Annotated in this window: 17 protein-coding genes and 2 pseudogenes; 10 read left to right on the forward strand and 9 right to left on the reverse strand. The window is 70.1% G+C overall.

The window, feature by feature from the left end; translation table 11 throughout:
• Positions 1-9: 9 nt before the first annotated feature.
• A complete protein-coding gene (locus tag GEMRO_RS34615; RefSeq protein WP_169728293.1) occupies positions 10-144 on the forward strand; it encodes an IS3 family transposase in 135 nt (44 codons plus the stop codon).
• Between the two features lie 24 nt (positions 145-168).
• Here the strand turns inward: GEMRO_RS34615 and GEMRO_RS33315 are convergent.
• The 4 genes and pseudogenes from GEMRO_RS33315 to GEMRO_RS28075 all read right to left on the reverse strand — a co-directional run.
• Positions 169-764: pseudogene (locus GEMRO_RS33315) on the reverse strand (IS5 family transposase); the annotation flags it as partial.
• A gap of 81 nt (positions 765-845) precedes the next feature.
• Positions 846-1,939 (reverse strand): annotated as a pseudogene (locus GEMRO_RS28070) (IS630 family transposase).
• 160 nt (positions 1,940-2,099) lie between these two features.
• The gene (locus tag GEMRO_RS0106750) at positions 2,100-3,323 is read right to left on the reverse strand and encodes a winged helix-turn-helix domain-containing protein (RefSeq protein ID WP_027133393.1); all 1,224 of its coding nucleotides are present in this window, start codon (positions 3,321-3,323) and stop codon (positions 2,100-2,102) included.
• 475 nt (positions 3,324-3,798) lie between these two features.
• Complete coding sequence (locus GEMRO_RS28075; RefSeq protein WP_169728327.1) at positions 3,799-5,331, reverse strand: FGGY-family carbohydrate kinase; 1,533 nt, start codon at positions 5,329-5,331, stop codon at positions 3,799-3,801.
• A 183-nt stretch (positions 5,332-5,514) separates the two neighbouring features.
• On the opposite strand from GEMRO_RS28075, the gene GEMRO_RS0106760 reads away from it, so the two are divergent.
• Positions 5,515-5,958: an SRPBCC family protein gene (locus GEMRO_RS0106760; RefSeq protein WP_027133394.1), complete on the forward strand. Its 444-nt coding sequence runs from the start codon at positions 5,515-5,517 to the stop codon at positions 5,956-5,958.
• A gap of 7 nt (positions 5,959-5,965) precedes the next feature.
• Here the strand turns inward: GEMRO_RS0106760 and GEMRO_RS0106765 are convergent, their stop codons facing one another.
• Positions 5,966-6,391, reverse strand: a complete 426-nt coding sequence (locus GEMRO_RS0106765; protein ID WP_027133395.1) for a hypothetical protein — start codon at positions 6,389-6,391, stop codon at positions 5,966-5,968.
• A gap of 61 nt (positions 6,392-6,452) precedes the next feature.
• Complete coding sequence (locus tag GEMRO_RS0106770; RefSeq protein WP_035484860.1) at positions 6,453-7,421, reverse strand: ABC transporter ATP-binding protein; 969 nt, start codon at positions 7,419-7,421, stop codon at positions 6,453-6,455.
• 149 nt (positions 7,422-7,570) lie between these two features.
• Here GEMRO_RS0106770 and GEMRO_RS28080 point away from each other — a divergent pair, with 149 nt between their 5' ends.
• The 8 genes from GEMRO_RS28080 to GEMRO_RS0106815 all read left to right on the forward strand — a co-directional run bounded on the left by GEMRO_RS28080 (position 7,571) and on the right by GEMRO_RS0106815 (position 15,761).
• Entirely contained in the window at positions 7,571-7,798 is a 228-nt protein-coding gene (locus tag GEMRO_RS28080) for a zinc-finger domain-containing protein (protein ID WP_035484862.1), read from the forward strand.
• Positions 7,799-8,005: 207 nt separating this feature from the next.
• On the forward strand, positions 8,006-8,884 hold the full coding sequence (locus tag GEMRO_RS0106785; protein WP_157505482.1) for a hypothetical protein: 879 nt from the start codon (positions 8,006-8,008) through the stop codon (positions 8,882-8,884).
• A 39-nt stretch (positions 8,885-8,923) separates the two neighbouring features.
• The gene (locus GEMRO_RS28085; protein ID WP_051328777.1) at positions 8,924-9,907 is read left to right on the forward strand and encodes a phenylacetate--CoA ligase family protein; all 984 of its coding nucleotides are present in this window, start codon (positions 8,924-8,926) and stop codon (positions 9,905-9,907) included.
• A 14-nt stretch (positions 9,908-9,921) separates the two neighbouring features.
• On the forward strand, positions 9,922-10,506 hold the full coding sequence (ccmA, locus tag GEMRO_RS28090) for a heme ABC exporter ATP-binding protein CcmA (RefSeq protein WP_276202847.1): 585 nt from the start codon (positions 9,922-9,924) through the stop codon (positions 10,504-10,506).
• Positions 10,503-11,180 (forward strand): heme exporter protein CcmB, encoded by a 678-nt coding sequence (gene ccmB, locus GEMRO_RS0106800; RefSeq protein ID WP_240476617.1) that lies wholly within the window; start codon positions 10,503-10,505, stop codon positions 11,178-11,180. Before ccmA ends, ccmB begins: the two co-directional genes overlap by 4 nt.
• An 87-nt stretch (positions 11,181-11,267) precedes the next feature.
• Positions 11,268-11,984 (forward strand): heme ABC transporter permease, encoded by a 717-nt coding sequence (locus tag GEMRO_RS0106805; protein WP_027133399.1) that lies wholly within the window; start codon positions 11,268-11,270, stop codon positions 11,982-11,984.
• Positions 11,985-12,128: 144 nt separating this feature from the next.
• Positions 12,129-14,840 carry an aconitate hydratase AcnA gene (gene acnA, locus GEMRO_RS0106810; protein WP_027133400.1) on the forward strand — a complete coding sequence of 904 codons (2,712 nt, stop codon included), beginning with the start codon at positions 12,129-12,131 and terminating at the stop codon, positions 14,838-14,840.
• Between the two features lie 156 nt (positions 14,841-14,996).
• Entirely contained in the window at positions 14,997-15,761 is a 765-nt protein-coding gene (locus GEMRO_RS0106815; protein WP_084506636.1) for a class I SAM-dependent methyltransferase, read from the forward strand.
• Between the two features lie 31 nt (positions 15,762-15,792).
• Here GEMRO_RS0106815 and GEMRO_RS0106820 read toward each other — a convergent pair whose 3' ends face one another.
• The 3 genes from GEMRO_RS0106820 to rfaE2 all read right to left on the reverse strand — a co-directional run bounded on the left by GEMRO_RS0106820 (position 15,793) and on the right by rfaE2 (position 20,080).
• Complete coding sequence (locus GEMRO_RS0106820; RefSeq protein ID WP_027133402.1) at positions 15,793-17,346, reverse strand: MFS transporter; 1,554 nt, start codon at positions 17,344-17,346, stop codon at positions 15,793-15,795.
• A gap of 168 nt (positions 17,347-17,514) precedes the next feature.
• On the reverse strand, positions 17,515-18,486 hold the full coding sequence (locus GEMRO_RS0106825) for a DctP family TRAP transporter solute-binding subunit (RefSeq protein WP_205624918.1): 972 nt from the start codon (positions 18,484-18,486) through the stop codon (positions 17,515-17,517).
• 136 nt (positions 18,487-18,622) lie between these two features.
• On the reverse strand, positions 18,623-20,080 hold the full coding sequence (gene rfaE2, locus GEMRO_RS0106830) for a D-glycero-beta-D-manno-heptose 1-phosphate adenylyltransferase (protein WP_027133404.1): 1,458 nt from the start codon (positions 20,078-20,080) through the stop codon (positions 18,623-18,625).
• Between the last annotated feature and the right edge of the window lies 1 nt (position 20,081).

Genomic DNA, 20,081 nt, shown 5'->3' on the forward strand with positions numbered 1-20,081 from the left:
ATTTCCACCATGTTGACGGACGTGACCCGGGACGAGGCCCGCCGGGACCTGTTCGCCTACATCGAAGGCTACTACAACCGGCAGCGCATCCATTCCGCCCTCGGCTACCTCACGCCCGAGCAGGCCGAACAGAAAGCGAGCTAAACCCCCCGTCCGCCAAATCGGGGGAGGATCAGTGCGACTGGCGGTGGAGGGGATCACGGCCTGGATGTGCCGAGCCCAGAGCCAGCTACGGAGATCGTCGGCATCATAAGCCTTGTCGGCGATGACGCGCCGAGGTGGCGGAACTGCACGGAGCAGCGGGATGGCCATGCTGATGTCGGCGATGTTGCCCGGCGTCAGGGCAAAGGCAACCGGTCGGCCACGATCATCGGCCAGGCAATGGATCTTCGACGTACGGCCACCGCGCGAGCAGCCGATCGCCTGGCACCATTCGCCCCCTTGCCACCAGAAGCGGAGCGATGGGCTTTGACGTAGGTGCTGTCGAGAGCAAGCTCGGCCGGGATTGTTCCAGTGCTGGCAATTGGCTGGAACAGGCGCTGCCACAGACCACGCCGCGACCATCTGTTGTAACGGTTATAGATGGTCATGGCCGGGCCGTAGGCGGGCGGCACGTCCCGCCAACGGCAGCCAGTCTTGAGCACGTGCAGGATCCCGCTGATCACCCGCCGATCGTCCACCCTGGGCCGACCTGGCCAACCATTGGGCAGATGCGGCTCGATCCGCGCCCAGGCGCCGTCCGACAGCCAGTACAGGTGTGCCATCCGTCATACCCTCCTCAGCCGACGTCCCTGATCAGTCGATCGAAAGTCATGAAGCCGCAGAAGGTTGTTTGAGTTCCCTACCTAGTGGTGTGAGTTGGAGGTCCGTTGGCAGAAGCGAGCGACACTGGCGAGAATGGTATCCGCGCTCTTGGTCCAGACGAATGGTTTGGGATCTGCGTTGTTGGCAGCGATGTAGGCTCGGATGGCCTCCTCCAACTCCTGCGTGCTGGTGAACACGCCGTGCTCAAGCCGGCGCCGGGCCAGCAGGGCAAACCAACACTCGACCAGGTTGAGCCAGGAAGCACTGGTCGGGGTGAAGTGCAGGTGGACGCGGGGCCGCTTGACCAGCCAGTCCTGGACGATCCGGGTCTTGTGGGTGGCGGCATTGTCCAGCACGACGTGAACGTCGGCATCTGCTGGTACGCCTGCCTCGATGGTGTCGAGGAAGGCGCGGAACTCGATGCTGCGATGCCGGCGCTGGCAGCGGCCGATGACGGTGCCAGCCTTGATGTCCAAGGCCGCGAACAGATCGGTCGTGCCGCAGCGCCGGTAGTCGTGCGTATGGCGCTCGAGTTGTCCCGGCCGCATCGGCAGGACCGGCGCGGTCGGCCGCAACGCCTGGATCTGCGGCTTCTCGTCGACGCACAGCACCAGGGCCCGGTCCGGCGGGTTCAAGTACAGGCCGACCACATCACGCACCTTGTCCACGAAGGCCGGATCGGTGGAGAGCTTGAACGCCTCCACCCGGTGGGGCCGCAGACCGAACGCACGCCAGATCCGGCTCACCGCCGTTTTGGCTCATCCCAGCCCGCCTGGCGATCGACCGGGTGCTCCAGTGGGTGGCGTTGGCCGGCATCTCTTCCAGGGTCAACGCGATCAGACGCTCCACGGCTTGATCGTCGATCCGCCTTGGTGCGCCAGGACGCGGCGCATCGACCAGACCCTCCAGTCGATGCAGGGCAAAACGCCGGCGCCATAGGGCCGCCGTCGGCCGGCTCACGCCCAGCGCCCTGGCCACCCCGAGATTGATGGCCTCCGGCTCGGTGCAGGCAAGCACCACCCGGGCACGCTTAAGCCAGCGCCTGTCCCACCTTGTGTCGACGGATCAGGTTCTCCAGCGCCACCCGTTCCGCCGATGTCAGCTCAAGAGCAATCGCCTTTGGTCCACGAGCCATGGCAGCCTCCTCCAAACAAAGATGCTACCATCGCCCAACTTGATCCAACTGCAAGATGATCTTTAACTCAGACCACTAGGTGCGCCAGCTACCTCCTCCACTGCGGCTGTGGCGCCAGGGAGGATGAAAACGCCCTGGATCAGCTCGCCTCCGTCCTGGTTCACGCCCGGGCGCTTGCCCGGATTGATGCGGCCAGCCAGTCCTCCCGCTCGGCGACCACGTCCTCCAGTTCGAGCCAGCTTGCCATTGCCTGGAGCTCTTCGCCCAGGGCGCTGGCGGTGGCGCCGGGATCGCTGCCGGGCTCGAGATGGGCGGAGCGGACCAGCAGCCGCCGATTGGCGCGGTCCGCCTTCAGGTCGACCCGCGCCACCAGGCGGTCGCCCAAAAGGAAGGGCAGGACGTAGTAGCCGTGCACCCGCTTGGCGGCAGGCGTGTAGATCTCGATGCGGTAGCGGAACTGGAACAGGCGCTCGGTGCGGCTGCGCTCGAACACCAGCGGGTCGAACGGCACCAGGAGCGCCCGGGCCGAGACGCGGCGGGGCAGGACCGCGTCCTTGGCTAGAAAGGCGGGGGCGCGCCAGCCCTCGACGCTCACCGGAAGGAGCAGGCCGGCCTCCACCAGCCGCTCCAGGGCTGCGGCAGCCAGATCCACCGGCAGCCGCCAGTAGTCGCGGAGATCGCCCGCGGTGGCGATACCCAGGGCACGCGCCGCCTGGGCGGTGAGTTCCGCCGCGGCCGCGACCGGGTCCGGTGTCGGCGCGTTCAGGATCGCGTCGGGCAGGACCCGCTCGGGCAGGTCGTAGACGCGCTCGAAGCCTCTCCGGGCAGCCGCGGTGATCCGCCCGGTCCAGAACAGCCATTCGAGCGCGGTCTTGCTGTCCGACCAGCCCCACCAGCCCCCTTGGCCCCGCTCCTGCGCCGCCAGTCCCCCGGCCGAGAGGGGGCCGCGGTCGCGGATCTCGTCATGGATGCGCGCCACCAGGGCCGGCTTCGCTTCCGCCAGGTCATGGATTCCGCGCCAGATGCCCAGCCCGGCTTCGGCACGTTCCATCCGCCAGCGCAGCAGGGGCTGCACGGCGACCGGCAGCAGCGAGGCCTCGTGCCCCCAATACTCGAACAGCCTTCGCCGGACCGGCCGCAGCCTGGCGCCGTCATGCGCGGCCAGCCGGTCGAGGATCGCGCGGTCATAGGCGCCGAGCCGCGAGAACAGCGGCAGGTAGTGGGCGCGTACCAGCACGTTGACGGAATCGATCTGCAAGAGGCCCAGCCGCTCGATCAGGGCGCGGATCCGCGCCTCCCCCGGCAGGTCGGCCCGCTTGCGGGCAAAGCCCTGCGCGGCCAGGGCGATCCGCCGCGCTTGCGCGATGCTGAAGCTCGCGCTCATCACTGCCGGCCGCCAAGATGCGCCTGCCCGGACCGGATGGCCGGCGGGCATTTCCTGTCCTTGGGGTGCGCCCTGCGACCAGACCACGCCCAGGCGGGTCTTCCGCCGAAGCGGCAGCTTCGCCGCTCTGTCCATGGACAAACCCGCCCAGGCGCCGCACAACGCCGCACCCTGTCCAGCTCGCCCATGGCCCGGGAGCCGGTTTCGCCTTGGCAGCCAGTTCTCATCGTTCGCCCCTGCCCTCGCTGCTTCGTCGGGGCGACCGGTACCGCTGGTCCCGGACCCGCCGCAATCCGCGGCCGGCACCCGGCTGCCAGCACCGCGCACACGGATCCCCCGGACCGGAAGATCGGCTCCGGGCGAGGCCTGGAGGCGATCGTCGGCCATGGCGATCCGGATACCTTCCGGCTGCGCGGCGGGCCCGGCGGCTGAGCGGTGGCATGGGATCGTCGCGCCTGCGCAAGCAGCCCGGAGCTCATCCGGCGGCGCCCGGGCCGCCGATGATCGCGTCCCAGTGCGGCGAGAGTGATGCGGAGACTTCGCGCCAGATCCCGTAGCGCCCGGCCATCAGGGCGGCGAGCCCAGGGTCGGGGACGATCTCGCCGCCGGTCCGGGTCATTGCCGCCACGGCACCGGCGAGATCGGCATGCCGGCCGATCGCGACGCTGGCCAGGATCGCGGCGCCCAGGGCACCCAATTCCCGGCCGGTCGGAACCACCAGCGGCAGATCCAGCGCCGCCGCGAACATTTGCCGCCACGGCTGGCTGCGCGCCGCTCCACCGGCGAAGCGCACCGAAGGCGGGCGGCCGCGCAGGGCCACCAGCCGGTCGAAATGGCGGCGATGCTCGAACACGATCCCTTCCATCACCCCGCGCACCACGTGGGGGAGGCCATGCCAGTTGGACAGGCCGATCAGGCTGCCGCGCGCCGAGGACTGGTCGATGGCGCCGTTCAGATAAGGGAAGAACAGCACGGGCGGGGCGTGCGGGTCGAGCGCCGCCACTTCGCGGTTGAGCTCGGCGAACAGTTCCTCGTCGCCAATGCCCGGGCGCTGGCTGCGGATGAACCGCTCCACGAACCAGTCGAGCTGGCCGGCCGAGGTCGGGCTGCCCTCGATCGCCAGCCAGCTGCCGGGCTCCAGGCCATGGGTGAGGAACACGGCGGTCGGGTCGGCCGGCAGGGCATTGAGGAAGCACTGGTGCAGCCCCCAGGTCCCCGCCATCACCACCACCTCGGCCGGGGTGATCGCGGCGGTGCCCAGCATCACCGCCAGGTTGTCCGAGCAGCCGGCCGAGACAGGGGTCCCGGCACGCAATCCCGTCGCCGCCGCCGCGGCGGCCGTCACTTCGCCGGCGACCTCCAAAGGCTCCAGGAGCGGCGGCATCAGCCGGGCGAACTCTTCCAGGCCCACGCTGGCCAGCATCGCCGGGTCGTTGCTGCGCCGATCCAGGGGCGCATAGCCGCTGCTGGACTGGTCGCTGACCTCCGAGGCGACCCGCCCGGTCAGCCTGGCGCGCAGGAAATCCTTGCTGGAGACGGACGCCCAGGCCCGGTCCAGCCGGTCCGGATCGTGCCGCTTCAGCCAGGCCAGCAGCGGCATCGGCTTGCCTGGCCAGGCAGCGGTATGGGCGCGGTGACGGCGGGTCGTCTCGTCCTGCTCCTCCACCCGCCAGTCCCGGCAGATCGAGGCGGCGCGCAGGTCCGAGGTCAGCACGCCGTTGCCGACTGGCTCGCCCGCCTCGTCCACCAGCCACAACCCGTTGCCGTAGCCGGTGATGCCCACCCCCGCCACGTCCGCCCCGGCGATGCCGGCATCGGCCAGCACCGCCCGGATGTCCGCGCCCAGGCAATGCCAGACGCGGCCCGGATCCCGCTCCGCCTGGCCGGGCGCCGGGGTCAGGGTCGGATGGGTGGTGCCGCGAACCGCCCGCTCGGTCCCGTCGGGTGCTACCACCGCGACCTTGACCGCGGTGCCGCCACTGTCGATCCCCAGCATGAAATCCGGCACGTCCACCCCCTGACCTGTTCTGGTTCTTGTCGCCGGAGGGATTTCTCCGGCGGAAACGCCGGCCTGTCGAGGTGGCAGCACGGCGACGCGGCGACAGATGCGCCCGCGCGTGCCGGGTGCTAGGCACATGCGGCTGCGGCTGCACGAAGACGGCTGCGGCCGATCCGATCAGGGAGCGCAGTCATGCCGAAGGCCTATGCCAGCACTGTCATCGACCTGCCCGCCGAGCGGGTATGGGCGATCATCCGCGACTTCAACGCCCTGCCGAGCTGGGCCGGGCACATGGTCGCCCGCTCCGAAATCGAGGACGGCCTGGCCGCCGACCAGGTGGGCTGCGTGCGCAGCTTCCACACCCATGACGGCGCCCATATCCGCGAACGGCTGCTGGCGCTCTCCGACCTGGAGCGAAGCTATGTCTACAATTTCGAGAAGACGCCGTTCGACGTGCAGAACTACCAGGCGACCCTGCGCGTCACGCCCGTGACCGACAGCGACCGCTGCCTGGTCGAGTGGTGGACCACCTTCGACTGCTCGCCCGCCGACGCCGCCTCCTGGATCCGCACGTTCGCCGACGACGTGTTCGGCGGCGGCCTCGTCAACCTCAAGAAGCATCTCGGGTCCGCCTGAACCCTCTTCATGGCGGCCACTGGGCAGGTGGCCGCTCCAGGCCGGGTATCTCGGGGAACAGACGGCGCGGGCCCGGCGAAGAGGGCGGCAGACGGCCGTCCTTGGCCGGGCCGGACCGGCTGGTCTGCTCGACATGGATGCTGTTGTCCGACGCATCGAGCGAGAGGCCGGGGGGCAGGTCGTACCACAAACCGCCGTCACGCCAGTCGGGCCGGTCGCAGGCGCCGCGCAGCAGGCTGCAGTCCCAGCGCCAGCCATCCGGCGTGCCGGTGACCAGGCCGCCGCGGGCAAATCCGCACTGGCAGGCCCGCCCGGCCATGCACGCCAGCGCCCCGGCGATCTCGGGCGCGCAACGCACCGGCTCCGCGGCCCGTGCCGGCCGCGCCGGGCCCAGAAGCAGAATGGCCAGGAAGATTGCGAGGATGACCGGCATGACTGGGCCCGATGGCAAGGGTCGCAGGCCGGATCATGCCATCGAGAAATGAAGAAGAGCTTTACGCGGCGTCGCTCAGCGGCTCGGCATGATGCCCGGTCAGGCGCACGAACAGGTCCTCCAGGTCGGCCTCCTGGGTGGTCAGGTCGACGATCGTGACGCCGGCGGCGCGCACCCGGTCCAGGAGGCCCTCGATCTGCATGGTCGAGCGCCGGTAGCGCAGGACCAGCCGCCCCTCGCCGTCGATCTCGGCGCCGCCGTCGTCCAGGGCCGCCGGCACTTGGGTGAACGGCTGCGGTCCCCGCACGATCAGGCTCTTCTCGTCCAGGCGGTGGAGCAGCGCGGTCGTGGTATCGCAGGCGACCAGGCGGCCCTGGTCGACGATGGCGATCCGGTCGCACAGTTCCTGGGCTTCCTCCAGGTAGTGGGTGGTCAGGACGATGGTGACCCCCTGTTCGTTCAGGTCGCGCATGTAGCGCCAGAGCGAGCGGCGCAGCTCGACATCGACCCCGGCGGTCGGCTCGTCCAGCACCACGACCGGCGGGCGGTGCACCAGCGCCTTGGCGACCAGCAGCCGCCGGCGCATGCCGCCGGACAGGGTGCGGGCATAGGCATCGGCCTTGTCGGCCAGCCCGACCGCCTCCAGGAGCTCGTCGGTGATCCGGTCCTTGGCCGGGACACCGTACAGGCCGGCCTGCAGGTCGAGCGCTTCACGGGGCGTGAAGAACGCGTCCAGATTCAGCTCCTGCGGCACGATCCCGATGGCGCGCCGGGCCAGGCGCGGCCGCCGGTCCAGGTCGATCCCGAAGATCTCGACCTGCCCCTCGGTCTTGTTCACCAGGCCGGCCAGGATGTTGATCATGGTCGACTTGCCGGCGCCGTTCGGCCCGAGCAGGGCGAAGAACGAGCCGCGCGGCACGGTCAGGTCGACCTGATGCAGCGCCCGCTTGTCCGGCCGCTTGCCGCCGCCCCGGTAGATCTTGCCCAACCCCTTGATCGAGAGCGCGTGGTCGGGCGGTGCGATCGCCATCTGCAGTTGTCTCCGTCGTCTGGCACCGTCTATATCGCGCGCTGCCGGCCGTCGTGGCAAATTCCCGGTGCGTGGCCGAGCAGTTCGTGGCCGGGCGGCGCCGGCAGGGGCCGGCGCCGGAGCGAGCGGCAGATGAGGAGAATGGTCGGGTGACGGACCTGTTTTTGTATGTCGATGGCCGCGAGGTCGTGATCACCGACAGGCTCTATGTCCGCTGCGACGGTGGCGAAGGGTCGCTCGGCCATCCGGTGGAATACATGACGCTCGAGAAGGGTGGCGAGACCACCTGCAAGTATTGCGGCCGCCGCTATGTCCATACCAGCGCCTCCGCCGCCCGGGCGCTGCAGCCCGAGCCGCCGGTAGCGCCGGCCGCTTGACAGGCCTGCCCGGACGTGCGGCGCAGGCGACCTGCAGCATAATGGTCACTAAGCTGATGCAACGTCGGCACAATGCCGGGCGGCCCGCTTGACGGCGATCCTGGCGAGGGCCTTGCTCCGGGCGCATATGCCGGTGGTCGCCACCGCTCGCTGGAGCGGCGATCCGACGTTCCGGTGCTGGCTCCTCGAACGCGGGATCCGTACGTCGTGATGGACCGACGCGTCAGTTTTTCGCCGGACGGCACTGAGCTTGCGTCGGGCAAGCGCCCGCCGGGCCGCCGCTCCGGCCTGGCCCAGCGTGCCGCCCGCAGCCTCGCCGCGGCGCTGCGCAAGGAACGTCCGGCGATCGTTCTCGATGCCGAGGGGCGGGCGCCGCATCTCCACGACCTCCTGATCCCGACCGCGCGCCTGCCGGACGACCAGCGCGACATCCTTCCCGACCGCCCCCGCACCCCGGTCGACGATTCCCTGGCGCTGACCGCCAACTGCTTCCTGCCCTGGATCCGCAATCCGGCCGGGCTGGAGCTCGGCCAGCTCGGCGGGTTCCAGGGTCTGCGCTTCGCGGCGCGCTGCCCGACCGGCATCCGCGGAACCCCGCCGCAGACCGACCTCCTGCTGATCGGACCCAACCGCGTGACCGGCCTGGTCACCCGGGTGACCGAGCACCTGACGGCGCCCAAGACCAAGATCGCGGAGGGCTACGACCAGCCAATGCCGGAGCCGCATCTGGCGGCCTGGCATGAGCTGCTGCTCGAACTGCGCCAGACCCCGCAGATCTTCCGGCTTCTGGACGCGGTCGCCCTGGCCAAGCACGCCATCGGGCTGTCCCGCACCTTCCCGGGCCAGGCGACCGTGCTGGTGTACCTGTTCTGGGAGCCGTCCGACGCCCGCGCCCATCCGGTGTTCGCCGCCCATCGCGCCGAGGTCGAGCTGCTGCGCCGGCGGGTCGAGGCGTCGGGCGTGCCGATGCTGCCGATGAGCCTGCGCGACCTGTGGGACCGGTGGCGCTCCGATCAGGCCGGTCCGGCGCTCCGCGACCACGTGACCGCGCTGGAAGCACGCTACAACGTTGCCATAGGCGAGTGACTGACGGCACCATCTCCTGATGATGTCGAACGATGGGCGATGGACGCCATGATGCCCGACAGCAAGGCGTTGTTCTTCGATCGCCAGGAAGTCCGCTCCGCGGTGGAGCGCGAGGCGGCGATCTTCCATGCACTGCCGGGCCTGCTGCGCCATGCACTGGACAACGCGCCGGGCATGGCCGCGCATCTGGAGGGAGTCGAGCCGGACCAGGTTACCTCGCGCAGTGCCCTGAGCGCCTTGCCGGCGCTGGACCTGGACGCATTGCTCGTTCTTCAGGCGGCCGAACCGCCGTTCGGCGGGCTGGTGGCGACGCCCATCGGCCGGCTCGCCCGGGTCCTGGCCGGCAGCCGCGGCCAGCTCGTGCCCGAGGGGGCACGGGTCGACTACTGGCGGTTCGCCCGCGCCTTCTTCGCCGCCGGCGTCCGGCGGGCCGACCTGGTCTGGAACGCGCTGCCGCATCACCTGGGCGCCCTGGCCGCCATGGCTGAGACGGGGGCGCGCGCGCTGAGCTGCACGGTCGTCCCGGCAGGCCCGGGGATCGATCCCCCCCGGATGGACGCGATCCGGCAGATGCGGCCGAGCGTGTTCGTCGGGGATGTCCCGACGCTGGAGGCTCTCCTGGACGAGCTCGGCCAGGCCCAGCCCTTCCGATGCGCCCTGCTGGTCGGCGACGTTCCCGACCCGGCCTTCCTGGTCGCCGCCTCGGCGATCCATGCCGTGGAGACCTTCTACGTCTACGCCACGGAGGAGATCGGCCTGATCGCCTACGAGACCAATGCCCATGAAGGCCTGGTCGTGGACGAATCGGTGATCGTGGAGCTGATCGCGCCCGGGGGCGACGCGCCGGTCGCCGACGGCGACGAGGGACGGATCGTCGTCACCGCCTTCAACCCGGACTTCCCGCTGGTCCGGCTGCATACCGGCGACCGGGCGCGGGCGATCCTCGGGGAGAGCCCCTGCGGCCGCACCAACCTGCGGATCACGCCGCCCAGTGGCGCCGCCACGGCCGGGGGCAAGGGCTGAACGCGCCGGCGCTGATCGCCCGGGACCTCGTCTCCGCCCGGGCCGGACGGCCGGTGCACGCCCCGGTCGCCTTCGAGCTGGAACCGGGCGACGCGCTCCTGCTGCGCGGGGCCAATGGATCGGGCAAGTCGACCCTGCTGCGCACGCTTGCCGGCTTCCTGCGCCCGGCCGCCGGCACGGCCAGCTGGGCCGGCCAGCCGATCGCCGGACCCGAATGGCAGGCGGCGATCCACTGGGTCGGCCATGCCAACGCCCAGAAGGCCAACCTGACGGTGCGGGAGAACCTGCGGCAGGCGGCCCTGCTGGGGGGTGCTGCCGCCGATCCGGCCCAGGCGGCGTCGGCCTTCGGCCTGGCGCCGCTCCTGGACGTCGTGGTCGGCCGCCTGTCGCAGGGCCAGCGCCGCAGGGCGGCCCTGGCACGGCTGCTGACCGAAGCCCGCCCGGTCTGGCTCCTGGACGAGCCGGGGGTCGGCCTGGATGCCGCCAACGCCCGGCAGCTCGCCCGGCTGATCGGCCGGCATCGCGCCGATGGCGGCATGGTGGTGGTGGCCACCCATGGCGACGTGGTGGTCGAGGACCCGCTGGTGCTGGATCTGTGAGCGCCACGCTGCGCGCGGTGCTGGCGCTGGCCGGCCGCGACCTGACCAGCGCCCTGCGCCGCCCGGGCGACGCGCTGCTGCCGGTTTTGTTCCTGCTGACCGGAACCGCCCTGTTCCCCCTGGGCGTGGGACCGGGTGCGGAGACGCTGGCACGGATCGGCAACGGGGTGATCTGGGTGCTGGCCTTGTTCGCCGTCACCATCGGCACCGACCGGCTGTGGGCCGCCGACCTGGAGGACGGCAGCCTGGAGACGCTGGCCCTGGGCATCCTGCCCCTGGAGGTCGTGGCGCTGGTGCGCAGCGTCGTGCACTGGCTGGTGACGGGGTTGCCGCTGGTCCTGGTCTCGCCCTTCCTGGCCCTTTTGATGCAGCAGGAGCCGGCGGCGATGCTGGTCCTGCCGGCAGCCCTGCTTTTGGGCACCCCGGTGCTGGTGATGATCGGGGGGATCGGCGCGGCGCTGCTGGTCGGCAGCCGCCGCAGCCAGGCGCTCACCGCGCTGCTGGTGCTGCCCCTGCAGATCCCGATCCTGATCTTCGGCGTCGGCGCGGTCGAGACGGTGGTGGGCGGGATCGGCGGCACCGTGCCGTTCCTGATCCTGGGCGCCCTCCTGCTGGCGAGCTTGGCGCTAGCACCGTTCGCCATCGCCGCCGCCCTGCGGCTGGCCCTGGAGTGATGAGCGGGGCGGCCGGCGAGATCGGCCTCGCCGCAGGGGGTCGTCCGCTCTAGATTGCGATCAGCAGCCACCACGAGCCACCTGCCCGTGCACGCCTACGCCAATCCCTTGCGCTTCCAGAAGATCGCCGACGTGGTCCGGCCGTGGACCACGGTCCTCGCCCTGGCCCTGTTTCCGGTCGGGCTGGTCTGGGCGCTGGCGATCGCGCCTGCGGACTACCAGCAGTCCGACGCCTACCGGATCATCTACGTCCATGTCCCGTCGGCGTGGATGAGCATGTTCACCTATCTGATCGTGGCGGTGGGCAGCGCGGTCGCCTTGATCTGGCGCCATCCGCTGGCGGAGATCGCCGCCCGGGCCGCTGCCCCGATCGGCGCCTGCTTCACCGCGATCGCCTTGGTCACCGGCTCGATCTGGGGCCAGCCGATGTGGGGGACCTGGTGGGTCTGGGACGCCCGGCTGACCTCGGTGCTGATCCTGTTCTTCCTCTATCTCGGCTACATTGCGCTCTACGACGCCTTCGAGGACCCGACCCGCGGCGCCCGCGCCGCCTCGATCCTGGCCCTGGTGGGGGTGGTCAACATCCCGATCGTGAAGTTCTCGGTCGACTGGTGGAACACCCTGCACCAGCCCTCCACCGTGCTGCGCATGGACGGGCCGGCCATGGCGCCCTCGATGCTGTGGCCGCTCCTGTTCATGGCCGTCGTGTTCAAGCTGTACCTGGTCAGCGTGCTGCTGATCCGGATGCGCGCCGAGACCGCCGAACGCCGGATCATCGCGATGCGCCGGGCCGAATCGGCTTGACGCGATTGCGCCGCAGCACGACACCCGGCCACATGGGATCCGTTCCAGGGTCCGTGCTAAGCTTTCCAAAACGCGGCGCCCGTATTATCCGCCTGCCGGCATACGGACGCCAGACCGACCTGCCGCCACGAGGAGACCGTTGAAGTGCGAGTTACCGGCCACGACACGTTGAAGGTCCGTCGCTCGCTCGAGGTCGGCGAGCTCTCCTACGACTATTTCAGCATCCCCGAGGCCGCGAAGGAGCTGGGCGACCTGTCCCGCCTGCCGTTCTCGATGAAGGTGCTGCTGGAGAACCTGCTCCGCTTCGAGGACGACCGCACCGTCAAGGTCGCCGACCTGAAGGCGGTGGCGGAATGGCTGAAGGCGCGCTCCTCCAAGCACGAGATCGCGTATCGCCCGGCGCGCGTGCTGATGCAGGACTTCACCGGCGTCCCGGCCGTGGTGGACCTTGCCGCGATGCGCGACGCGATGGTCGCCCTGGGCGGCGACCCGGCCAAGATCAACCCGCTGGTCCCGGTCGACCTGGTGATCGACCATTCGGTCCAGGTCGACGCGTTCGGCACTCCGCGCTCCTTCGAGGAGAACATGGAGCGGGAGTACGAGCGCAACGGCGAGCGCTACCAGTTCCTGCGCTGGGGTGCGGAAGGTTTCGACAATTTCCGCGTGGTCCCGCCCGGCACCGGCATCTGCCACCAGGTCAACCTGGAGCACCTGGCCCAGGTGGTCTGGACCGCGAAGGACGGCAACAAGCAGGTCGCCTATCCCGACACGCTGGTCGGCACCGACAGCCACACCACCATGGTCAATGGCCTGGCCGTGCTCGGCTGGGGCGTGGGCGGCATCGAGGCCGAGGCGGCGATGCTGGGCCAGCCCGTGTCGATGCTGCTGCCCGAGGTGATCGGCTTCAAGCTGACCGGCAAGCTGCCGGAAGGTGCGACCGCCACCGACCTCGTGCTCACCGTCACCCAGATGCTGCGCAAGAAGGGGGTGGTGAACAAGTTCGTCGAGTTCTACGGGCCGGGCCTCGACCACCTGCCGCTCGCCGACCGCGCCACCATCGGCAACATGGCGCCGGAGTACGGCGCCACCTGCGGCTTCTTCCCGATCGACCAGGTCACCATCGACTATCTGAAGCTGACCGGCCGCAAGCCGGAGCGGGTGGCGCTGGTGGAGGCCTATGCCAAGGCCCAGGGCATGTGGCGCGACGCCGACATGCCCGACCCGGTCTTCACCGATTCGTTGGAACTCGACCTGGGCGATGTCGAGCCGTCCCTGGCCGGGCCGAAGCGCCCGCAGGACCGCGTGCCGCTGAAGGCCGCCAAGCAGGGCTTCGAATCGGTCCTGCCGGCCCTGGCGGGCAATGCCCCGCTGGACGCCCGCGCCAAGGTCGCCGGATCCGACCATGCCCTCGGCCATGGCGATGTGGTGATCGCGGCGATCACCTCCTGCACCAACACGTCCAATCCGGGGGTGATGATTGCGGCGGGCCTGGTCGCCAAGAAGGCGGCGGAGCTGGGCCTGACCCGCAAGTCTTGGGTGAAGACCTCGCTGGCGCCAGGCTCCAAGGTGGTCACCGACTATCTGGACGCCGCGGGCCTGACCGAGTCGCTGAACCAGGTCGGCTTCGACCTGGTGGGATATGGCTGCACCACCTGCATCGGCAATTCCGGCCCGCTGCCGGACGAGATCTCCGACGCGGTCACCGAGGGCAAGCTGGTGGTCTCCGCCGTGCTGTCCGGCAACCGCAATTTCGAGGGCCGCATCCACCCGCAGATCAAGGCCAACTACCTGGCCTCGCCGCCGCTGGTGGTGGCCTATGCCCTGGCCGGCTCGATGCTGAAGGACATCACCACCGAGCCGCTGGGCACCGGCAAGGACGGCAAGCCGGTCTATCTAAAAGACGTGTGGCCGACCCCGCAGGAGGTCGACGACGCGGTGCGCATGGCCGTCACCGCCGACATGTTCGCCAGCTCCTATGCGGACGTGTTCGCGGGCGACGAGCGCTGGAAGGCGATCGGCGCCGGCGAGGCCGGCATGACCTATGACTGGCAGGAGGACAGCACCTATGTGCGTCTGCCGCCCTACTTTGAAGGCATGAGCGCCGAGCCGGCGAAGAAGCTCGCCGACATCAAGGGCGCACGCGTGCTGGGCGTGTTCGGCGACAGCATCACCACCGACCATATCAGCCCGGCCGGCAACATCGCCAAGAACGGCCCGGCGGCGCGCTACCTGATGGAGCACGGCGTCGAGCAGCGCGAGTTCAACTCGTTCGGTGCCCGCCGCGGCAACCACGAGGTGATGATGCGCGGCACCTTCGCCAACATCCGCATCAAGAACGAGATGCTGGACGGCAAGGAAGGCGGCTACACCAAGCTGATGCCGGACGGCGCCGAGATGTCGATCTACGACGCCTCGATGGAGTACCAGAAGCGCGGCACGCCGCTGGTGATCTTTGCCGGGCAGGAATACGGCACCGGCTCGTCGCGCGACTGGGCGGCCAAGGGCACCAACCTGCTGGGCGTCAAGGCGGTGATCGCCGAGAGCTTCGAGCGCATCCATCGCTCCAATCTGGTCGGCATGGGCGTCCTGCCGCTGGTCATGTACCCGGGCACCGACCGCAAGACCCTGAAGCTGGACGGCAGCGAGGTGGTCGACGTGGTCGGGCTGGAGAATGGCCTGCGCCCGCTCATGGACGTCACCCTGCGCATCACCCGCACCGACGGCTCTACCGACGAGCATCAGGTGCTCTGCCGCGTGGATACGCTGGACGAGGTCGAGTACGTGATGCATGGCGGCATCCTGCACTACGTGCTGCGCCAGCTCCTGGCCCAGAGCAAGCCCGCCGGCAGCGCCTGAACCCGGAAAACGGGTGGAAGAGGCCTGCTAGGCCTCTTCCACCCTTCCGCAGCCCGACTGCCGATCAGGAAAAGGATCGGCGGATCGGGCGCTGATTCGTGAGGCTGGCTGCTGCCGGCGACTGGACTCATCCCGTCCGGCGTCGCACACAGCTTCATGAGCAACGCCCAAGGACCGGTCACCGGCTCGTCCGCAAAGGCGCCCATGTGCGCCGAGCATGTCGCTGCGGCCTTCGACGCGCTGGCCCCCAGCTGGGACATGGGTCACGGCCCCTGGTCCCCGCGCAGCCTGGGCTTCCGGCTGCGCGCCGGGCTGCTCCGCCGCATCATCCAGGACCGCCCGGCCCCATGCCGGGTCCTCGACATCGGCTGCGGCACCGGCCGCTACCTCCTGGCTGCTTCCGCCCATCTCGACCAGGGCGTCGGCATCGACATCTCCCATGCCATGATCGAGCGGGCGCGCCGTCATGCCGACGCCTGCGACCGGGCCGGCCGGCTGCACTTCGAGGTCCGGCCGGTGGAGCGGCTCGCCGGCTGGCGGCATGAGCCGTTCCACCTCGTGCTGTTCCTTGGCTCGCTCGAGCACATCGCCGAGCCCGCCCGTGCCATTGCCGACGCCGCCCGGCTCCTGCATCCCGGCGGCCTGCTCCTGGCGATCATCCTGCACCCCCGCCATCCCCTGGGCCGTCGTGCCGAGCGCTCCGTGCATCGCGGCACCATGCCGCCGCTCCGGCTGATCGCGCCCGAGCATCTGGAGGGCTGGGCGCACAGCGCCGGACTGGCGCCAGCACCGCTGACCGGCCCGGAGCCGGTCCGCCGGCTGTCCTGGTGGTCGGTCTACGCGGCGCTCAACATGCTGCTGGTCGGGCGCCGGATCCTGCTCTTCCAGCGTGCCCCGCAGATCGCCGGCGGGGCTGCCTGATCGCTTGGGCCAGATCCCGTCGCACCGACGTTCAGGCCAGCCCCGCAACCGGCTCGGGACGGCGCCGCAGCGGGATCGTCGCCAGGATGCCCAGGAGGGAGACGAACGCGCACAGCAGCATGCCCGCCTGCAGCGCCGCCACGAAGGCCTCCGACACGCTGGCGTCGACAAAGGCGATGAACGCCGGGTCGTCCGGATGGTGCTCCATGGAGGCAAGGTCCAGGATGGCCGTGCGCGCCTGCTCCGACCCGGACAGAAGGCTGGCGATGATCGTCCGCTCATCCGGGTCGAGCGCCATCTGGGGGCTCAGGGCCGCCAGCAGCCGGCTGCTCTCGACCACCTGGAACACTGCCCCGGTCACCGCGATCCCGAGCACCGAGCCCAGCTGGCGGGCCCCGTTCAGCACGCCCGCCGCCGCGCCCGATCCGGCATCCGGCGCCGCGTTCATGGCCATGGTGGTGGAAGCATTGTAGGCGAAGGCCTGCCCGATCCCGGCAACGGCCAGCGCCCCGATCACCCAGGCTAGCCCGCTGCTGGTTCCGGCCGGCTGGAACAGCAGGAAAGCCGCCACCATCAGCGCCATGCCCAGCATCATTGCCCGCCGTCCGCCCACCCGGTCGATCCAGCGGCCGGTGACCGGCAGCGTGAGGACAAAGCAGGCCGAGAATGCCAGCAGCGCCAGGCCGGCCGGAATCGGGCTCAGCTGGAGCACATGCTGCAGGTAGAGCGTCGCGAAGAACACGATCGCGCTGAACCCGAAATTGCCCAGGACCGCCACGATCTGCGCCTGCAGGAACGGCGGTTGTTGGAACAGGGCCAGGTCGACCAGCGGCTGGCGCTGGCGGCGCTCGACCGCCACGAAGGCCAGGATCAGGAGCGGCCCGAGCAGGAGGCCGGCCACCACCCAGGGCGAGGACCAGCCCCAGTCGTCGCCGAGCTGCAGCCCGAAGGTCAGGCCGGTCAGCCCCGCGGTGATGGTGGCGACCCCCAGGAGGTCCAGGCCGCCCTTCGCCGTCTCGTCGCGCGATTCCGGCACGACCAGCAGGATCAGGCCGGCGGTGAGGGCGCCGATCGGCAGGTTGACCAGGAACAGCCACCGCCAGCTGAGCAGTTCGGTCAGCGTCCCGCCGACCAGGGGCCCGATCGCCGAGCCGCAGGCGCCCACGGCCGAGCAGATCCCGAACGCCAGGCCGCGCTCGGCCGGCGAGAACACGCTGGCGACGATGGAGAGCGGCCCGGCCGAGAACAGCGCCACCGCGACGCCCTGCACGCAGCGCCCGACGATCAGCGTGGCGATCCCGGGCGCCAGGCCGCAGATGGCCGAGCCCAGCGCGAACAGGACGATCCCGGCCAGCATGGTCCGGCGCCGCCCGACCAGGTCGCCCAGACGCCCGAACGCGATGAGGGGGGCCGCCATCGACAGGTTGAAGGCGTTGACCGTCCATTGCAGGGCGGTCGTACCGGCCCCAAGCTCGCTCCCGATCGAGGGCAGCGCCACCGTGATGCCGTAGAAGTCGATGCTGAGCAGGAACAGCGGCAGGGCCATCGCAACGACGATCCACCAGCGTTGCGCCGAGCCGTTCATGTTCCTGAGTTCCGGTTCTGGGTGGGCCGGGTCACCCAGGTGTAGAACGCCCACGGAAAGGCGCCAAGTCACCGGTTTGGCCGCTGCCCTGCCGGCCTCATGCGTCAGGTGGAGCGGGAGACGCGCTTTACACGAACGAACCCGAGGGAAGCGCGGGCCCTTGCCCGCTCAACCGCCATCGTTCGCCCGCAGCGCCTCCTGGATCAGGTCCCGGCCGATCTCCTCCTCGAACTCGGTCCATACCGGCCGAAGCCGGTCGGACCAGGCCCGGCGCTCGGCCGGGGTGAGCGTGACCAGTCCGGTCTGGCCGCCCTGCCGGATCGCTGCCCTCGCCTCCTGGTTCATCCGGTCGGCGAGCCCTGCGACCTCCACCCGCACGTCCTCCATGGTGGAGTTGAACAGCAGGCGAAGTTCCTCCGGCAGCGCCTGCCAGAACTCGGTGGAGACAACCACCATGTCGTCCATGATCCCGTGGTCGCTGGCCGTGACGGCGGCCTGCACCTCGTGGATCCTGCGCAGGTAGAGGCTGGACCAGGTGCTCTCGGTACCGTCGACCAGGCCGGCTGCGAGCGCGGCCCGGGTCCTGGATGCCTCCATCGCCACTGGCTCCGCGCCCAGGATCTCGAACTGCCGCGCAATGACTGGCGAATCCTGGATGCGGAACTTCAATCCCCGCGCGTCGTCGGGATGCCGCAGCGGCTTGCCTGCCGAGAGCTGCTTGAACCCGTTGCGCCAGTAGGCCAGCCCCACGAAGCCGAGCCGCACCATCGATTCGCGCAGCGCCACGCCGGTCTCGCTCTGCTCGAACCGGTCGAGCGCGGCCAGGCTGTCGAACAGGTACGGGAGATCGAACACCTGCAGCCGCTTGGCGTAGCGGCTGAACTTGGACAAGGACGGCGCGATCATCTGCACGTCGCCAAGGGCCAGGGCTTCCATTTCCTCCCCGTCGCCGACGAGCTGCGCATCCGGGAATATCTCCACCTGGATGCGGCCCTCGCTGCGTTCCTCGATCCGCTGCTTGAACAGACGCGCTCCCAGCCCCTTGATCGAATCGTCGGGTGCCACGTGGCTGAAGCGGATCACCCTTGTCTGGGCACGCAGCAAAGCCGGCATGGCCAGCACGCCAGCGGCCGCGGCCATGCCGCCTTTCAGCAATCCCCGGCGGCGCATCGGCCCAGTCTTCTGGAAGTTCATCCTCGTCAACTGGCGCGCAGCCCCCTCGACGACCAGCATGGAATGGCTGGCCGGGCACAGGTGATGCAGCGCTGCATCGCCTTCACGCCTGGGGATCTCCCTGCCTCGTCCTGCCGCGTTCCAGCAGCGCCGTGGTGCTGACCCCCGGCTTGATCTCGGCCAGATAAAGCTCGCCGCCCCAGCTGGCCACCTCCTTCCAGCCCACCACCTGCTCCGGCAGGTAATCGGCGCCCTTGACCAGCAGGTCCGGCTTCAGCGCGTTGATCAGGTCCAGGGGAGTGTCCTGGGCGAACGGAACCACCAGGTCGACATCGGCCAGGGCCGCCAGCACCCGGGCCCGGTCGTCGAGAACGTTGGCCGGTCGCCCCGGCCCCTTCAGGCGGGTCACCGAGGCATCGTCGTTCAGGCCGACCACCAGAAGGTCGCAGCGGGCGCGTGCCGCATGCAGATAGGCGACGTGGCCGGCGTGCAGGAGGTCGAAGCAGCCATTGGTGAAGCCGATCCGCCGGTTCTTCCCCCGGGCGTTCATCACGATCGCTCGGGCCCGCTCCAGGTCCGCCACCTTGCCTTGCGCCGGTGCCAGGGCATCCAGCAGGTCGATCCGGCTGACCGGCGCCGTCCCGATCCGGGTCACCGCGATCGAGCCGGCGAGGTTGGCCAGCCTCGCCGCCTCGGCCTGGGTGGCGCCCGCCGCCATGGCAGCCGAAAGGGTGGCGATCACCGTGTCGCCCGCCCCGACCACGTCGAACACCTCGCGGCGGATGCCGGGGATGCGGGTCGTGCCGCCGGCTTCCGCCAGCAGCATGCCCTCGGAGCCAAGCGTGGCCAGCACCGCATCGACCCCGGAACTGGTGCGCAGGGCCTCGGCAGCCTGCGCCACCGAATCATCGTCGCTGGCCGGGATGCCGGTGGCCTCGACCAGTTCGCGCCGATTCGGCGTCAACAGGGTGGCGCCGCGGTAGCGGCCATGGTCGCGGCCCTTGGGGTCGACCAGGACGGGCCTGCCGGCGGCGCGCGCGCGCAGGATCACCTGCTCCACCAGCGAAGGCGACAGGGCGCCCTTGGCATAGTCGGACAGGACGATGGCGCGGGTCTCCCCGATCCGCTCGTCGAGCCAGTCCAGGATCGCGGCAACACCTTCCTCGGGCAGGGACGTGCGGCTCTCGCGGTCGACCCGCAGAAGCTGCTGGCCGCCGCCCCAGTATCGGGTCTTCACCGTGCTCGCGCGGTCCTCCTGGCGCCACAGGATGGCGCCGCCCGGCGTGAGTTCCGCCATGATCCGGGCGATCTCGTCGCCCTCCGCGTCGCCGCCGACCACGCCTGCCGCGGCGACCTTGACCCCCAGCGCATGCAGGTTCGCCACGACGTTGCCCGCGCCGCCGATCCGGGTTTCCTCGCGGCCCATCTCCAGGACGGGGATCGGGGCCTCGGGCGAGATCCGCCCGACCTTGCCGAACACCGCGCGATCCAGCATCAGATCGCCGATCACCACGACATGGGTTCCGGCCAGCCGGTCCAGAAGGTCTTCGCTCGTGAACATG

The organism is Geminicoccus roseus DSM 18922 (assembly GCF_000427665.1).
GTDB lineage: Bacteria > Pseudomonadota > Alphaproteobacteria > Geminicoccales > Geminicoccaceae > Geminicoccus > Geminicoccus roseus.

Bases quoted from the DNA above. Each gene is read 5' to 3' on its own strand.
- GEMRO_RS34615 (WP_169728293.1), top strand. From the start codon at position 10: ATGTTGACGGACGTGACCCGGGACGAGGCCCGCCGGGACCTGTTCGCC.
- GEMRO_RS0106750 (WP_027133393.1), bottom strand. From the start codon at position 3,323: ATGAGCGCGAGCTTCAGCATCGCGCAAGCGCGGCGGATCGCCCTGGCC.
- GEMRO_RS0106760 (WP_027133394.1), top strand. From the start codon at position 5,515: ATGCCGAAGGCCTATGCCAGCACTGTCATCGACCTGCCCGCCGAGCGG.
- GEMRO_RS0106765 (WP_027133395.1), bottom strand. From the start codon at position 6,391: ATGCCGGTCATCCTCGCAATCTTCCTGGCCATTCTGCTTCTGGGCCCG.
- GEMRO_RS0106770 (WP_035484860.1), bottom strand. From the start codon at position 7,421: ATGGCGATCGCACCGCCCGACCACGCGCTCTCGATCAAGGGGTTGGGC.
- GEMRO_RS28085 (WP_051328777.1), top strand. From the start codon at position 8,924: ATGGACGCCATGATGCCCGACAGCAAGGCGTTGTTCTTCGATCGCCAG.
- GEMRO_RS0106815 (WP_084506636.1), top strand. From the start codon at position 14,997: ATGAGCAACGCCCAAGGACCGGTCACCGGCTCGTCCGCAAAGGCGCCC.
- GEMRO_RS0106820 (WP_027133402.1), bottom strand. From the start codon at position 17,346: ATGAACGGCTCGGCGCAACGCTGGTGGATCGTCGTTGCGATGGCCCTG.
- GEMRO_RS0106825 (WP_205624918.1), bottom strand. From the start codon at position 18,486: ATGGCCGCGGCCGCTGGCGTGCTGGCCATGCCGGCTTTGCTGCGTGCC.
- rfaE2 (WP_027133404.1), bottom strand. From the start codon at position 20,080: ATGTTCACGAGCGAAGACCTTCTGGACCGGCTGGCCGGAACCCATGTC.